Origin of the sequence: Kushneria indalinina DSM 14324 (genome assembly GCF_003385845.1) — a bacterium.
GTDB lineage: Bacteria > Pseudomonadota > Gammaproteobacteria > Pseudomonadales > Halomonadaceae > Kushneria > Kushneria indalinina.
Genome location: NZ_QRDJ01000007.1, coordinates 709,376 through 725,548 on the forward strand (window position 1 = coordinate 709,376; position 16,173 = coordinate 725,548).

A 16,173-nucleotide genomic window follows, 5' to 3' on the forward strand; every position below is an offset into this window, starting at 1 on the left:
TCTACCGTGCGTGGTATCGAGTGCGATAAAGCTCAAGCACCAGCGCGATTCTGGCCTTCACCGGCGAAAGCTCTGCCATGACCGAAAAATCGGCATCGGGGGCTGGCAGCAGTCGCCCTTCGTCACAGCGTGCGGCCACGCGCACCTCAATGCCGCTCTCATGAGCGCGCTGGGCGGCCTGCTCGAGATTGCGATGCAGACTACCGTTGCCCGTCGCGCCCAGCACGAGGCCTTCCACCGGGGCGGCGACGCCGCTTTGACGTTCCCGCACCAGCGTATCGATCAACGCGCCGCTGGCACCGGCATGACTGAGCACGATCTCGACGCGGGGCCAGTGTTCGGCATCCGGCAGGGCGTTCTGGTCGCTGCTCTCCGGGCGTGGCCAGGGGCGCAGCTGGCGTACCGTACCTTCCTCCACGTAACCGATGGGGCCGCTGTCACCGGAGGCAAATGCGTTCAGGCGATAGGGATGCGTCTTGCGAACCGCTATCGCGCCGTGAATCTCGCCGGCACAGACCACCGTCACACCCGTTGCCTCAGATGTTGCCGCAACGACCAGCGCGTCGCGCAGATTTTGCGGCCCGTCCGGCATCAGGGCAGTCGATGGGCGCATGGCGCAGGCCAGTACAATGGGTCTGGTCGATGACAGCACCGAGTGCAGGAAAAACGCCGTCTCCTCGGCGGTGTCGGTGCCGTGCGTGATCACCAGACCTGCGACATCCTCGTGGGCCAGCCAGTACTCGCAGCGTTCATGCAGCGCCTGCCAGGTCGCGGTGTCCATGTCCTTGCTGTCGAGCTGAGCGACCTGCTCGGCGTGCAGGGCAAAGCCTTCGGGGGCGGCAATGCCGCCGAGCAGGTCGTCGACCGACACCGTGCCGGCGGTATAGCCAAGGTTGGCGCCGGCCTGCGGGGAGGAACCGGCAATGGTGCCGCCGGTGCCGAGCACGACGATGCGACGCGCCTGGCCGGATGAGGGGTGTGTCATGATCTCTGCTCCGTAATGACCAGCCATGAAAGGGAGGGCGGGGTCGATGCTGCTGTCAGGCGGCAATGCCCTGTCTCTGGACCTGATGCCGCCGGGAAGGTCTTGCGAGTCGATCTCGACCCTGAATGTGGCATCATGCATTGTCCGATATCGCTGAGACCCCGCGGGCGGCGTCGATATTATCCACGATAAGCTTTAGATGACAGTCGCGCTGACAAGGCGCGGATATCCATTTTTGCGGCCCGGCTGCTCGATCAGGAGAGACGTCCCATGAACCATTTACCTACCTTCGATGATGTGGTGGCCGCATCAGAGCGCATCCAGGGCCATGCCCACCGCACGCCGGTGATGACCTCGCGCACCCTGGATGAGGCCATGGGCGCGCAGGTGTTTTTCAAATGCGAGAACTTTCAGCGCATGGGCGCCTTCAAGTTCCGGGGCGCCTTCAATGCACTCTCACGGTTCAGCCCCGAGCAGAAGCAGGCCGGGGTCGTGGCGTTCTCTTCCGGCAACCATGCCCAGGCCATTGCGCTGTCCGCCAGGCTTCAGGGCATTCCGGCGACCATCGTCATGCCCGAGGACGCGCCGGCCGCCAAGGTGGCCGCGACCCAGGGCTATGGCGCTGACGTGGTGTTCTATGACCGCTACACCGAAGATCGTGAGCAGATTGGCCGCGATCTTGCCGAAAAGCATGGCCTGACCCTGATTCCGCCCTATGACCACTTCGATGTGATCAGCGGGCAGGGCACGGCCGCGAAGGAGCTTTTCGAGGACGTCGGCACGCTGGATGTGCTGTTCGTGTGCCTGGGCGGCGGTGGCCTGCTCTCCGGCAGCGCGCTGGCAGCCCGGGCCCTGTCGCCGGCGTGCAAAATCTATGGCGTCGAGCCCGAGGCGGGCAATGACGGGCAGCAATCGTTTCGCAGCGGTCAGATCGTTCATATCGATACCCCCAAAACCATCGCCGATGGCGCGCAGACCCAGCATCTGGGCCAGCTCACCTTTCCGATCATTCAGCGCGATGTCGACGACATTCTGACCGCCTCGGATGCCGAGCTCATTGAGTGCATGTCGTTCATGGCCGAGCGCATGAAGCTGGTGGTCGAGCCGACCGGCTGTCTCGGTCTTGCCGCGGCCCGGCAGATGAAGGATGAGCTCAAGGGCAAGCGCGTCGGCGTCATCATCAGCGGTGGCAATGTCGACATGGTGCGGTTTGCCGGTCTTCTGGCCTCTTAGTCTTTTGCCCCCCCTCCGGTCTTTTGACCACTCGACCTTCCGACGGCCCGCTCCCGGGCCGTCCACTTTCAATTCGTCGTATAGAACGCCGCGCTAGAAAATGCGCCGGTCGATGCCGAGCGTGTCCATCAATCGCGTGGCAATTTCCTCGACCGAGTAGTTGGTGGTGTCCAGATAGGGGATGCGCAGCCGCCGATACAGCGCCTCGACCTCGGAGAGCTCCAGCCGGCACTGTCGCAGCGAGGCGTAGGTGCTGGCGTTACGCCGCTCGTTGCGGATGGCGGCGAGCCGGTCGGCGTTGATGGTCAGCCCGAACAGCTTGCCGCGCTGCTCGCGCAGGGCCGGGGGCAGCGCCAGGCGGTCCATGTCATCGGCAATGAAGGGGTAGTTGGCCACCCGCAGGCCGAACTGCATCGCCAGATAGAGGCTGGTGGGTGTTTTGCCGCAGCGCGACACGCCGATCAGGATCACCTGCGCCTGCTCGAGATGGCGCAGCGACAGGCCGTCGTCGTGGGCCAGCGCGTAGTCGATCGCCGCGATGCGCTCGTCATAGCGCGCCACGTTGCGCTGATTGAGGCCGTGGGTGCGGTGCAGTGTCGGGTGCGGCGCCATCTGGAGCTCTTCGCTGAGCGGGGCGATGACGGATTCGATCACGTCATGGCAAAACCCGTGACTCGACAAAATGATCTGGCGGATCTCGTCGCTGACGATCGAGTAAAAGACGATGGGGCGCTCACCGGTGTCGGTAAAGATCCGGTCGATGCGCTCACGGATCTCGTTGGCGCGCTCGCGGGTGTCGACAAACGGCCAGGTACGCTGGGTAAATTCCGTATCAAACTGGGAGAGAACGGCATGTCCCAGTACTTCCATGGTAATGGCCGTGCCATCGGAAATATAAAACACTGTTTTTGGCATAAGGGTCTCTCTTCCCGGCATAAAAAGACACGGTTTATCAGGCATTAAACCACGGTAACGGTCAAAATAGTGCAATCCCATTGCGACCTTATTTGTCAAATTTGCGCAGGCACTACAAAAAGTGTAGTGAATTTTTGTGTCGTTATTCGGGACGCTTTAATCAATAATTTCAAAGGTTTGTGCGTGTTATTTAAGACTTTAAGATAATAACATGTAGTAGTCTTTCAAAATGCTCCTGGTCTTAAAACTTGTCATGAAGGCTATGGCAGGTCGAAGAAAATGATTACGCTCTGCTCGACTGTTACATGACAGAAAGGCTTTAAAAGACGTCGTTTCTATTCGGTCGTGCGATGGATTGACACGCCCTGAGCGACGTTTTTTTACGTTGTTTACTTTTGGGTAGGGCACTGCCAGCAACTTCGGTTCTGGTGGATAAAGGATTGCCGGGAGAGACGAAAATGAGTGATCGCATGGTGACAGATGACAATCGCCCCAATGACGCTGACCTGAATGTGCTCTGGTATGACCAGGTCGGCATGCACGACGTCAATCGTGTCGGAGGCAAGAACGCCTCGCTGGGCGAGATGATCAGCCATCTGGCCAGCCTGGGGGTCCAGGTGCCCAACGGCTTTGCGACCACCGCCGATGCGTGGCGGCGTTTTCTGGAGCAAAGCGGCCTGGATGATCGCATCCATGCTCTGCTCGACGAGACCGATATCGACGATACGCAGGCGCTGTCGGCGGCCGGCACGCGCATCCGTCAGTGGGTGATCGATACACCCTTCACGGCCGAGCTCGATGACGCCATCGCTACCGCCTATGAGCAGCTGGCCGGGGACAACCCGAACGCCTCCTTTGCGGTGCGCTCTTCGGCCACCGCCGAGGACATGCCGGACGCCTCCTTCGCTGGTCAGCAGGAAACCTTTCTCAACGTGCAGGGCCTTGATGCCGTGCGCGAGGCGATCCATCACGTGTTCGCGTCGCTGTTCAACGACCGCGCCATCTCCTACCGCGTCCACCAGGGCTATGACCACAAGGGCGTGGCACTGTCCGCCGGCGTGCAGCGCATGGTGCGCTCGGATCTGGCCACCTCGGGAGTCATGTTCACCATCGACACCGAATCCGGCTTTGATCAGGTCGTGTTCATCACCGCCGCCTGGGGGCTGGGCGAGATGGTGGTGCAGGGCGCCGTCAATCCGGACGAGTACTACGTTCACAAGCCCACCCTTGCCGCCAATCGGCCCTCGGTCGTGCGCCGCAGCATGGGCACCAAGGCCGAGCGCATGGTCTACGCCGACGATCGCGCCCACGGCAAGCAGGTGCGTATCGAGCCGGTGGATGCTGCCGATCAGGACCGCTTCTGCCTGAGCGATGACGAGATTGAAGCGCTGGCCCGTCAGGCGATGCTGATTGAGCAACACTATGGCCGCCCAATGGACATCGAATGGGCCAAGGATGGCCATACCGGTGAGCTTTTGATCGTGCAGGCGCGTCCGGAAACCGTGCGTTCGCGCAAGCAGGTCATGGAGCGCTACCACCTCAAGTCCCGCGGTCCGGTAGTGGCCGAAGGTCGTGCCATCGGTCAGCGCATCGGTGCCGGCCCGGTGAAGATCATTGCCGACATCAGCCAGATGCACGAAGTCTCGCCCGGCGATGTGCTGGTCACTGACATGACCGACCCGGACTGGGAGCCGATCATGAAGCGTGCCGCGGCGATCGTGACCAACCGCGGCGGACGCACCTGCCATGCGGCGATCATCGCCCGTGAGCTGGGCATCCCGGCGGTGGTCGGCTGTGGCGATGCCACCGAGCGTCTGACCTCGACTTCACATGTCACCGTGTCGTGTGCCGAAGGCGATACCGGCTACATCTACGACGGCGAGCTGGAGTTCGAGATCAAAAGCGCCGCCATCGATGATCTGCCGGAGCTGCCGCTCAAGCTGATGATGAACGTCGGTAACCCCGACCGCGCCTTTGACTTTGCCACGCTGCCCAACGAGGGCGTGGGTCTGGCGCGGCTGGAGTTCATCATCAACCGCATGATCGGCATCCACCCGCGCGCGCTGCTGGAGTTTGATCGCCAGACGCCGGCGCTGCAGGCCGAAATCAAGAGTCGTATTGCCGGCTACAGTGATCCGGTCGAGTTCTACGTGGCTCGTCTGACCGAAGGGATGGCGACGCTTGCCGCGGCTTTCTGGCCCAAGCGGGTGATCGTGCGCCTGTCGGACTTCAAGACCAACGAATACGCCAACCTGGTGGGCGGTGAGCAGTACGAGCCGCACGAGGAAAACCCGATGCTGGGCTTCCGCGGTGCCGGCCGCTACATCTCGCCGGACTTCCGTGACTGCTTCGCGCTGGAGTGTCAGGCGGTCAAGCGGGTGCGCGACGTCATGGGTCTTGAAAACGTCGAGATCATGATTCCGTTCGTGCGCACGCTGAAAGACGCCAGCGCAGTGATCGAGACGCTGGAAGCCCAGGGCCTCAAGCGCGGCGAGAACGGTCTCAAGGTCATCATGATGTGCGAGCTGCCCTCCAACGCGCTGCTGGCCGATCAGTTCCTTGAGTACTTCGATGGCTTCTCGATCGGCTCCAACGACATGACCCAGCTCACCCTGGGGCTGGATCGCGACTCCGGCACCGTCTCCGAGCAGTTCGACGAGCGCAACGAGGCCGTCCTGGCGCTGCTGTCGATGGCCATTCGCGCCGCCAAGCGTCAGGGCAAGTACGTCGGCATCTGCGGGCAGGGCCCGTCGGATCACCCCGACTTTGCCGCCTGGCTGATGAGCGAGGGGATCGACAGTCTGTCGCTCAATCCGGACACAGTGATCAATACCTGGATCGCGCTGGGCGAGCAGGGCAACGGTGGCGCAAGCCAGACCGGCAACGACACACCGGCGTCACTGATCAACAAGTAAATCGATCAGCACGCAGGACGATGCATGACGTCATCGACCGTCCGGCCCGCAAGGGTCGGGCGGTTTTTCATGTCAGGTATGGAACCCTCGTATACATGAGGGCAGAGAGATCAAGGCGGGGATTACCAAATCGTTGGCCGCATGCACATATCGGATTGATGCTCCTAGGCGGGGCGGCGAGCATCCGAATGTCAGGCCGGCCCCGACTCATGGCCATTCTCCCGGCATTTTTTTGCCCGCTGCTTTTTATAATATCCAAGAATATTCATGATCTGAACGGCGGTGGCGACCCATGCGCTCATAAACAGCTCGTGCTCGATGCTGTTTTCGCTTAATAGCCCGTAATGAGAACCGACGACCGCGACGGTGAAGCAAGTGCAAAACGTGGCAACGAACTCTTTCACAATGAATCCGGATTTGAAAGTCTTCATCAAGGACATGACGGCTTCCTGGGGCGTGGCCGGGAATATATCAGATTTTAATGTTAAAGCGCGCGTGACGATGCGTCGACCTGACCAAGGCCGGGGAAGACAGAGGTGCTGGGGAAAAGTCGGTAAAGGACGTCAGTTCAGGGCGAGACTTCCAGAGCGGCCAGGGCGGTGGCCATGACCAGTGCCGCCGCGCCCCGGGCCGGGGTCAGCTGGCTTTGCGTCAGTACGCGCGGGGTGATCAGGGGCGCTTGGGGCAGCAGCCGGCGCTGGCTTTCGGCAAAGTACGCCAGTGCCGGGGTCATGAACGCCGGGCCGAGGGTGGTCAGCGTGCCGCCGATCACGATCTCGGCCGGGTTGAGCGTGTGGTGCAGATTGTGCAGCAGCATGCCCAGCGCGCGGCCGGCGCGCGCAAGGACCGGCGCGGTCTGCCTTTCAGGCAGGGCGGCCACGGCGTCGGCGAGATCCCTGTCGTCATCAATGCCAAGCTGCTGTCGCAGGCGCCAGCCGCTGACCAGTGTCTCGGCGCAGCCATGATTGCCGCAGTGACACAGCGTGCCGTCAGGGTCGAGCAGGGTATGGCCGATTTCGCCGGCCAGCCCGTGCACGCCACGAATGATGCGGGGGGGGGCGCCGTTTTCCACCAGACCGCTGCCGATACCGGTATCGGCGCTGACGAACAGCAGCGAGTCAGACGCCCTGTCATGGGCAAAATAGAGCTCGCCAAAGGCGGCCAGCGAGGACTCGTTGTCCATCAGCCGGATGCCTGACAGCGCCGGTAGATGGTGCGCCAGCAGATCCAGAAACCTGACCCGGTGCCAGCCCAGGTTGGGTGCCAGCCCCAGCAGCGGCTCGCCCGGCATGACCGGCCCCGGCAGCGCCACGCCCACGCCCAGTAGCCGGCGCGCATCGAGGCCGTCGCTGTCGAGCAGGGCGATGAGTTCATGGGCCAGCTGACGGGCGGCGTCGTCAGGCGTGGTGCCGGCGCGCGGCAGACAGCGCTGCGAAAGGGTTACCCCGGAGAGCGTGCAGGCCAGCAGCCGGAGCTCATCGACGCCGACCTCCACCCCCACCAGCAGATGATGGTGCTCATCCAGGGAGAGCTCACGCCCCGGACGGCCACCGCGCCGGCGCTGAAGTGTTCCCTCCTCAAGCCAGCCGCTCTCCAGCAGGGTGGTCACGGCGCTGCCCACGGTGACCTTGGTCAGTCCGGTTTCCCGGGCCAGGTCGGTGCGGCTCATGTTGGGACGGCGGCGCAGCGCGTCAAGAATGGCCCGGCGGTTGCGCTGTTTCAGCGAGTTGAGATCGCCGGCAGGGCGTGGGTCTGACGAGCGAATCATGGTGATGGATCCCGGGTGGCGATAGCGAACAGACAGGCAGATGGCGTCCAACGATACGATGGTGCGAATCAATGGCCACCCTCTTCTATCATTGAACGCGCCCTGATGCCTGGCAATCCGGACCTGGACCATGGTCGTGCGTCGACCTATGTCCAATGGCTGTGTTTCGTGCGCAGGAGGAAACTGCCTGGTAAGAAGTTTTAATTAAATGGATGCTTATGGAAATGATGTCATGACACACCCGATTTATCCCGATCTGAAAGGCCGTCGCGTGGTCGTGACCGGCGGCGGTTCCGGCATCGGTGAGGGCATGGTGCGCGCCTTCGCCGAGCAGGGCAGCGAGGTCCACTTTCTCGACATCATCGATGAGGCCGAAGCGCTGGCAGCATCACTGGGCGAGCACGTGCACTTTCACCGCTGCGACCTCACCGACCCGAAGGCACTCGAGCAGGTGCTCGTCGATATCGGCACGGTGGATGTGCTGGTCAACAATGCCGCCAATGACGATCGCCACACCCTGGAAGAGGTCACGCCCGAGTACTGGGACGATCGCATGGCGATCAATCTGCGTCACCAGGCGCTGGCCGCCCGCGGCGTTGCGGCCGGCATGCGGGCGCAGGGCCATGGCTCGATCATCAACATGGGGTCGATCAGCTGGCATCTGGGCGAGCCCGGCATGGTGCTCTACGAAACCGCCAAGGCGGCCATCGAGGGGCTGACCCGGGCGCTGGCCACCGAACTCGGTGGTGACGGCATTCGGGTTAACTGCGTCATTCCCGGCAACGTGAAAACCCCGCGTCAGTCGCGCTGGCACTCCCCCGAGGATGAGGCGCGGATCGTGACCGAACAGAAGCTCAAGGTGCGCCTGCACCCGCATCATGTCGCAGCCATGGTGCTCTTTCTCGCCTCCGATGCGGCAGGGGGCTGTACGGCGCACAACTACTGGGTGGATGCCGGCTGGCTGTAACGATTCGAGACCCGGCCGGAGTCGACCTTCCATTCAACACTGATTTTCCAAAAAAGCATTCCAAAAAAGCCGGTCTCAATAAAACACCGGTTTCAATAAAACAAGACCCCCAGGAGTGACCGCCATGCAATCAGAGACTTCGGTTCAGGACGAGGACGGCCGAAAACAGCAGTTCTACGTGTTCATCATTTGTTGCGTTGCCGCCCTCGGCGGCTTTCTGTTCGGTTTTGACAGCGGTGTCATCAATGGCACCGTGGACGGTCTGCAGGCCGCCTTCAACTCCGAAGCGGCCGGTACCGGCTTCAATGTGGCCTCGATGCTGCTGGGCTGTGCCGGCGGTGCCTTTTTTGCCGGCCGGCTGGCGGATCGTTTCGGTCGACGGATGCTGTTGATCGTCGCCGCGCTGTTTTTCATCGTCAGTGCCTGGGGCTCCGGGGTGGCCGAAGGGTCATTCGAGTTCGTCATCTATCGCATCCTTGGCGGTATCGCGGTGGGCGCGGCAAGCGTCATGACCCCGGCCTATATCAGTGAGGTGGCGCCGTCTGCCATTCGTGGCCGGCTGGCCACCATTCAGCAGATCGCCATCATTACCGGTCTGTTCATGGCGTTTGTGAGCAACTACCTGCTGGCGCGGGTGGCCGGTGCCTCGACCGCCGAATTCTGGGGTGGCTTTGAGGCCTGGCGCTGGATGTTCTGGATGGAGCTGATTCCGGCGATCATCTTCTTTCTGGCGCTTCTGGGCATTCCGGAAAGTCCGCGCTTTCTGATCAGCAAGGGCGAGGGCAAAAAGGCGCTCAAGGTTCTCAAGACCCTGATGCCGAACAGCGAGGCAGAGCAGAAGGCGAGCGACATTCGTACCTCCCTGCACCGTGAGCGCACCCCCGGCCTGTCCGATCTGGTCAATGGCGCCACCGGGCGCGTACATCGCATCGTCTGGGTGGGGATCGGCCTTGCCGTGTTCCAGCAACTGGTCGGCATCAACGTGGTGTTCTATTACGGCGCGGTGCTGTGGCAGTCGGTGGGCTTTACCGAAAGCGATGCGCTGTTGATCAACATCATCAGCGGCGCGGTCAGTATTGCGGCCTGTCTGGTCACCATCGCAATGGTCGACAAGATCGGGCGCAAGCCGATCCTGTGGGTCGGGTCGGTGGGCATGACCATCACGCTGGCGATTCTGGCGTATGCCTTCTCGACCGCCGCGATCGTCGACGGTTCGCTGCGTCTGTCCGATAACATGGGCATCGTGGCGCTGCTGGCGGCCAACGTTTACGTCATGTTCTTCAACGGCTCCTGGGGGCCGGTCATGTGGGTCATGCTCGGCGAGATGTTCCCCAATCAGATGCGCGGTTCGGGTCTGGCCGTGGCGGGGCTTTTCCAGTGGCTGGCCAACTTCGGCATCACCATGACCTTCCCGATCATGCTGGCCGGTATCGGCCTGGGCGGGGCCTACGGCATCTACGCCTTCTTTGCGCTGATCTCGGTGTTCTTCGTCTTCAAAATGGTCAAGGAAACCCGGGGACGTGAGCTCGAAGACATGGCCTATGAGTGATACCGCCATCCATTCTTGATGTCTGCATCATGTCGCCCGGCCATTGTGCCGGGCGATTTTTTTGATATCTGTTTTTAACATCAGCGCCGTTGCTACACGGGGGTTTCATATCGAGTGTGCCGCCCCGCAGATGCCCCGAAAGTGGTGCGTAACTTTAGTCTCAGCGCCCGTATCAGGCGCGTCGCCCACAGGTGCCATCCCTGCTGGCCCGGCTCGTTACCGATAGCCAATCGGGTATCACTTTGCGTTACAGGACGCATTAGTCGTCGCTTAAGTCGCCCCGTATGTTGATCCCGGTGTGTCAGTGGCGCGATCTGTCGCCCTTGCGCACCCACGAACAACAAACTGCCCCCACAAGGGCCCGGAGTGCACGATGCCCCTGCTACCTGCCTTTACTCGCGTCATTGCCACCACGCTCATGGCCCTGGTGCCTCTGGGGATGGCCCATGGCAGCGATGACAACGTCAAGATCGGCTTTATCGTCAAAAAGCCCGAACAGGCCTGGTTTATCAACGAGCAGCGCGCTGCCAGCGAGCTGGGTCAGGAGCAGGGCTTTGGCGTGGTGCGCCTGGCCGGTGAGGACGGCCAGCAGGTGCTTAGTGCCATCGATAACCTTCACGCGCAGGGCGCGCAGGGCTTTGTGATCTGCCCGCCGGACGTGCGCCTTGGCATGGCGATTGCCAATCGAGCGGAGCAGTACGGCATGAAGGTTGTCACCGTGGACGATCAGTTCGTCGGCAGCGACGGCGAGCCGCTGGAAGGCGTGCCCCACCTGGGCATGTCGGGCTACAAGATCGGTCAGCAGGTCGGCAACGCCATCGCCGAGGAGATGGCGCGCCGCGGCTGGGAGATGGAAAATACTGGTGCGCTGCGCATCTCCAACAACGAGCTGCCGACCGCGCGGGAGCGCACCGACGGCGCCACCCAGGCACTGCTGGATGCCGGCTTCAGCAAGGACAACGTGATCGACGCCCCGCAGCAGAACACCGATACCACCAGCGCCTTCTCGGCCGCCTCGCCGATGTTTTCCAAGTACGGCAAATTCGATCACTGGGTGATCTACGCCCTCAACGAGGAGAGCGTGCTGGGCGGCGTGCGGGCCAGCGAACAGTACGGGCTGTCGCCCGAGGATGTCATCGGCGTGGGCATCAACGGCTCGGGCGCGGCCTTTGCCGAGTTCTCGCGGGAAAGGCCCACCGGCTTCTACGGCACCGTCGCGGTCAGCTCGACCATGCACGGTCGCCAGAGCGCCGAGAACCTCTATCAGTGGATCACCGAGGACGAAATGCCTCCGGCCAATACCGAAACCACCGGCACCCTGATGACGCGGGACAACTGGGAAAGCGTGCGTGAGGAGCTCCAGCTGTGAGTTCGGCCACAGCGACTGCAATGCCCGGCGTGACCGAGACCGACCCCTGGCTGTCGGTGGAAAACGTCACCGTCGAGTTCCCGGGGGTCCGGGCGCTTGACGGGGTGAACTTCAGCGCCCGTGCCGGTGAAGTTCACGCCCTGATGGGCGAAAACGGTGCCGGCAAATCGACCCTGCTCAAGGTATTGAGCGGTGTGAACCGACTCACCGACGGTGCGCTATGGATCGGGGGTGAGCGCCACGTCTTTGCCAACGCCCGTGAGGCGCTGCGCCAGGGCATTGCGATCATCTATCAGGAGCTGACGCTCTCCCCCAATCTGTCGGTGGCGGAAAACCTGCTGCTGGGGCAGCTGCCCCAGCACTACGGCATCGTGAATCGAAAGCGCCTGCGTGAACGGGCGCTCGGCATTCTCGAGGAGCTGGGCGAGGGCAGCGTGCACCCGGCCACCAAGGTGCGCGATCTCTCGATCGGTCAGCAGCAGATGATCGAGATCGGCCGGGCACTGTTGCGCGATGCCCGCATCATTGCCTTTGACGAGCCGACCAGCTCGCTGTCGGTACAGGAGACGCGCCAGCTCAAGCGCATCGTCAAACGACTGCGCGATGAAGGCCGGGTGGTGCTCTACGTCACCCACCGCATGGAGGAGGTGTTCGAGATGTGCGACGCCGTCACGGTCTTTCGGGACGGTCGCCATATCTGCACCCACGACACCATGGCGGGGCTGTCGCAGGACCAGCTGGTCAGCGAGATGGTCGGGCGCGATATCGAGGACGTCTACGGCTATCGCACCCGCGACACCGGCGATGTCATTTTGAAGGTGGACGGGCTCGAAGGGCGCGGTCTGACGGCGCCGGTCAGCTTTGAGGTCCGCCGCGGGGAAGTGTTCGGGTTTTTCGGGCTGGTCGGCGCCGGTCGCAGCGAGCTGCTGCGACTGGTGTGCGGCGTGGAGACGCCAAAAGCCGGCGAGATCCACTTCAACGGCCGCAGCGGACGGTTTGGCTCCCCCGGTGAGGCGATTCGGGCCGGCATTGCCATGTGTCCGGAGGATCGCAAGTCGCAGGGCATCTTTCCGGTGGCGAGCGTCACCGACAATCTCAATATCAGCTGCCGGCGCTTTTTCAAGCGCATGGGCCTCTGGCGTCACCCCAAACGCGAGCTTGAAAACACCCGCGACTATATCGACAAGCTGCGCATTCGCACGCCGGGGCCGCGTACCCGCATCAGCACGCTCTCCGGCGGCAATCAGCAAAAGGTCATCCTGGCCCGCTGGCTCTCCGAGCAGATCGAGCTGTTCGTGATGGATGAGCCCACCCGTGGCATCGATGTTGGGGCGCGGCGCGATATCTATAACCTGCTGTATGACCTGGCCGATCAGGGCAAGGCCGTGGTGGTGATTTCGAGCGATCTGACCGAGGTCAGCGCGATCTGTGACCGTATCGGCGTGATGCGCAGCGGGGCGCTGGTCGACATCGTCGACCGGGACGCCGCCACGCCCGAGCGGCTGCTGGGACTGGCGCTGCCGTCCTGATGCCGGGAGCACGGTCAATAAAACAGGCAATAACAACACGATGTCTGGAGAAGAGTGAATCATGAGTAGCGACAAGAGCGTTCATGCCGACGACAGCGGGCAGGCACCCGGACGACAGGGTCTGATGAAGCCGCTTCGCACCCTGCTGGACACCTCCGGGCTGATTGCCATTTTCATCGTGCTCTTTATCGCGCTGGCGGTGGCGATCCCCGACTTTCTGACCAGTCGCAACATGATCGGTCTGCTGTTGTCGGTGACCATTATCGGCACCATCGCCACCACCATGATGATGGTACTGGCCCTGGGCGAGGTGGATCTGTCGGTCGCCTCGATCGTCGCCTTTGCCGGCGTCAGCGCCGCGGTCATCACCAGCGCGTCAGGCAGCGTGCTGATCGGCGCGCTGGGGGGTATTGCCGCCGGGGCGCTGGTGGGCGTGTTCAACGGTTTCGTGGTGGCCCGCTTTGGCATCAACTCGTTGATTGCCACACTGGCCGCCATGGAGTTCGTGCGCGGGCTAGCCTACATCACTTCCGGCGGTGATGCGGTGATGATTACCGTACCGGGCTTTTTCGAGCTGGGCAGCGCCTCGTTTCTGGGCCTGACCCTGCCGGTGTGGACCATGATCATCTGTTTTGTGATCTTCGGGCTGGTGCTCAATCTCACCGCCTTCGGGCGCAACGTGCTGGCCACCGGCGGCAACCCGGAAGCCGCGGCACTGGCCGGGGTCAACGTGCGCCGGCTCAAGATCATCGTGTTTGGTCTGCAGGGGCTGGTCGCCGGCATCGCCGGGGTACTTTTGACCTCGCGCATGGGGCTGGGCGACCCGAACACCTCGATGGGGCTGGAGCTGGCGGTCATCTCGGCCTGTGTACTCGGTGGCGTGGCGCTTTCCGGCGGGGTGGCCTCGATCACCGGTGTGCTGGTGGGCGTTTTGATCATGGGTTGCGTGCAAAACGCCATGGGGCTTTTGAACGTGCCGACCTTCTATCAGTATCTGGTACGCGGGGCGATCCTGCTGCTGGCGGTGCTGTTTGACCGCTGGAAGCAGCAGCGGCGTCAGCGGGCCTGATCAGACAGTCATTGTGGTTTCAACGGGAAGGAGCGTGCCATGAAAGGACAGTCCCTGCGGTTTTGTCTGGGCCTGAGCGCCGGTCTGCTGTGTGCCGGTACCGGTCAGTCGATGGCGGCGTCTGCGCCGATGCCGCCCAATGTTGAGCAGTTCGTGTTTGGCACGCTGCCGGATGGGCGCACCGTGCACGGCTATCGCATCTCCAATGATCGGCAGCTGCGCCTGGAGGTGATCGAGTACGGCGGCATCATCACCTCGCTTGAAACGCCGGACCGCGACGGCCACATGGCCGACATCGTGCTGGGTTTCAATTCGCTGGAGGACTACCGTTCGTCGGCCTATCAAAAGCTCAACCCCTACTTCGGCGCGCTGATCGGGCGCTACGGCAATCGCATCGCGGACGGGCGCTTTACGCTGGAAGGCCAGACGTATCAGTTGGCCACCAACGATGGCCCCAACCACCTGCACGGCGGCGATGAGGGCTTCAACCAGAAGCTCTGGCAGGCCACACCGTTTTCCTCAAGCGAGGGCAGCGGCGTGGTGATGCGCTACACCAGCGCCGACGGCGAGGAGGGCTATCCGGGCGAGCTGGCGGTCGAGGTCAAATACACCCTGACCCACGACGATACGCTTGCCATCGATTACAGCGCGCGCACCACGAAGGCAACGCCGGTCAATCTGACCCAGCACAGCTACTTCAATCTGGACGGCGAGGGCAGCGACAGCATTCTCGACCACGTCATGACCCTCGAGGCCGACGCCTACACGCCCGTTAACGAGACGCTGATTCCTACCGGTGAGATCGCCTCTGTCGCCGGCACGCCGTTTGATTTTACCCGTCCCACGCCGATTGGCGAGCGCATCGAGACCGACAACGAGCAGCTCCGTCGTGGCCAGGGTTATGATCACAACTTCGTGCTCAAGCGTGCGCCGTCCTCAACGCCCGAGCGGGCCGCGCGGGTCACCTCGCCGGCCAGCGGGCGCGTGCTGGAGGTCGAAACGACCGAGCCGGGCCTGCAGTTCTATTCGGGCAATTTTCTGGATGGCAGCGTCAGTGGCAAAAGCGGGCGCGCCTATGGTCAGCGCTCGGGACTGGCACTGGAGACCCAGCACTTTCCGGATTCGCCCAATCAGTCGGGCTTCCCTTCCACCATTCTCCAGCCCGGCGAGACGCTTGAAAGCCACACGGTCTATCGCTTCACCACCGAAGACTAATCCTCGCATCACGCCACACAAACAGCGCCCCGCGGTATCTGCCGCGGGGCGCTGTCGTATCCACCGATGTCGCAGGCGTGGGTCAGGACTTTTTATCACCCAGACCGCACTGTCCCGACGCGCAGCTTTCACAGCGCTGGCGGCCGGTCAGCCAGCCCGAGATGCGATAGCGCCTGGGCGCAAACCACAGATAGACCCGGTCGGCCACGGGGCGAATCAGCGGCCAGCGCAGCGGCGCGGTCAACCAGCCGCGGCCGACCAGCGACCAGGCGCGGTGAGTCACATCCAGCCCGCGAATGCGCTTGCCGTCGACGTCGCCCAGCAAAATGGCGCTGGCCTCCTCACGATCCACGTCCGGGTAGCGGCTCGTGAAGTTCTCGGCGTGAATGTCCTCGAACGCGATGCGCTGATCGCGGTCGAGCCGCTTGAGGTGGTTGATCTCGTTGACGCACAGCGGGCAGGTGCCGTCATAAAACAGCGTCAGATCGGCCATGAAAGGCTCCCGGCAGGTTAAGGGGCATGGTGACAGGATAGCCCATGAGAAGCCCTGGCAGGGAATGGCCGCCTCGGATCATCGCTTCAGACCTTGTGTAAGGGGACTGACACCTCGGCGTGCTACAACATGACCTTCATGCGTCGGGCGATGGTGTTGCCCGGCC

General features: G+C 62.6%; 13 protein-coding genes. 8 read left to right on the forward strand and 5 right to left on the reverse strand.

Annotated elements, in window-relative coordinates:
* Nucleotide 1: 1 nt before the first annotated feature.
* A complete protein-coding gene (locus tag C8D72_RS09955; RefSeq protein WP_115854247.1) occupies nt 2-985 on the reverse strand; it encodes an asparaginase in 984 nt (327 codons plus the stop codon).
* Between the two features lie 270 nt (nt 986-1,255).
* Between C8D72_RS09955 and C8D72_RS09960 the strand changes: the two genes are divergently transcribed.
* Nucleotides 1,256-2,218 (forward strand): threo-3-hydroxy-L-aspartate ammonia-lyase, encoded by a 963-nt coding sequence (locus tag C8D72_RS09960; RefSeq protein WP_115854248.1) that lies wholly within the window; start codon nt 1,256-1,258, stop codon nt 2,216-2,218.
* 93 nt (nt 2,219-2,311) lie between these two features.
* Here the strand turns inward: C8D72_RS09960 and ppsR are convergent, their stop codons facing one another.
* Nucleotides 2,312-3,133, reverse strand: coding sequence for a posphoenolpyruvate synthetase regulatory kinase/phosphorylase PpsR (ppsR, locus tag C8D72_RS09965; protein ID WP_115854249.1), 822 nt, complete (start codon nt 3,131-3,133; stop codon nt 2,312-2,314).
* A 458-nt stretch (nt 3,134-3,591) separates the two neighbouring features.
* On the opposite strand from ppsR, the gene ppsA reads away from it, so the two are divergent.
* Nucleotides 3,592-6,048, forward strand: a complete 2,457-nt coding sequence (gene ppsA / locus C8D72_RS09970; RefSeq protein ID WP_245955217.1) for a phosphoenolpyruvate synthase — start codon at nt 3,592-3,594, stop codon at nt 6,046-6,048.
* 191 nt (nt 6,049-6,239) lie between these two features.
* On the opposite strand, the gene C8D72_RS09975 is transcribed toward ppsA, so the two are convergent.
* The gene (locus C8D72_RS09975; protein ID WP_115854250.1) at nt 6,240-6,488 is read right to left on the reverse strand and encodes a hypothetical protein; all 249 of its coding nucleotides are present in this window, start codon (nt 6,486-6,488) and stop codon (nt 6,240-6,242) included.
* A 128-nt stretch (nt 6,489-6,616) separates the two neighbouring features.
* Complete coding sequence (locus tag C8D72_RS09980; protein WP_115854492.1) at nt 6,617-7,816, reverse strand: ROK family transcriptional regulator; 1,200 nt, start codon at nt 7,814-7,816, stop codon at nt 6,617-6,619.
* Nucleotides 7,817-8,048: 232 nt separating this feature from the next.
* On the opposite strand from C8D72_RS09980, the gene xylB reads away from it, so the two are divergent.
* The 6 genes from xylB (at nt 8,049) to C8D72_RS10010 (ending at nt 15,514) form a co-directional block, all read left to right on the forward strand.
* A complete protein-coding gene (xylB, locus tag C8D72_RS09985; protein WP_115854493.1) occupies nt 8,049-8,783 on the forward strand; it encodes a D-xylose 1-dehydrogenase in 735 nt (244 codons plus the stop codon).
* A gap of 124 nt (nt 8,784-8,907) precedes the next feature.
* Entirely contained in the window at nt 8,908-10,332 is a 1,425-nt protein-coding gene (locus tag C8D72_RS09990) for a sugar porter family MFS transporter (RefSeq protein WP_115854251.1), read from the forward strand.
* A gap of 373 nt (nt 10,333-10,705) precedes the next feature.
* On the forward strand, nt 10,706-11,701 hold the full coding sequence (locus tag C8D72_RS09995) for an arabinose ABC transporter substrate-binding protein (protein ID WP_115854252.1): 996 nt from the start codon (nt 10,706-10,708) through the stop codon (nt 11,699-11,701).
* Between the two features lie 20 nt (nt 11,702-11,721).
* Entirely contained in the window at nt 11,722-13,230 is a 1,509-nt protein-coding gene (araG, locus tag C8D72_RS10000; protein WP_115854253.1) for an L-arabinose ABC transporter ATP-binding protein AraG, read from the forward strand.
* Between the two features lie 61 nt (nt 13,231-13,291).
* A complete protein-coding gene (araH, locus tag C8D72_RS10005) occupies nt 13,292-14,299 on the forward strand; it encodes an L-arabinose ABC transporter permease AraH (protein ID WP_115854254.1) in 1,008 nt (335 codons plus the stop codon).
* Nucleotides 14,300-14,338: 39 nt separating this feature from the next.
* Nucleotides 14,339-15,514 carry an aldose epimerase family protein gene (locus tag C8D72_RS10010; RefSeq protein ID WP_115854255.1) on the forward strand — a complete coding sequence of 392 codons (1,176 nt, stop codon included), beginning with the start codon at nt 14,339-14,341 and terminating at the stop codon, nt 15,512-15,514.
* Between the two features lie 82 nt (nt 15,515-15,596).
* On the opposite strand, the gene C8D72_RS10015 is transcribed toward C8D72_RS10010, so the two are convergent.
* Nucleotides 15,597-16,007, reverse strand: a complete 411-nt coding sequence (locus C8D72_RS10015; protein ID WP_115854256.1) for a thiol-disulfide oxidoreductase DCC family protein — start codon at nt 16,005-16,007, stop codon at nt 15,597-15,599.
* Nucleotides 16,008-16,173 lie beyond the last annotated feature (166 nt).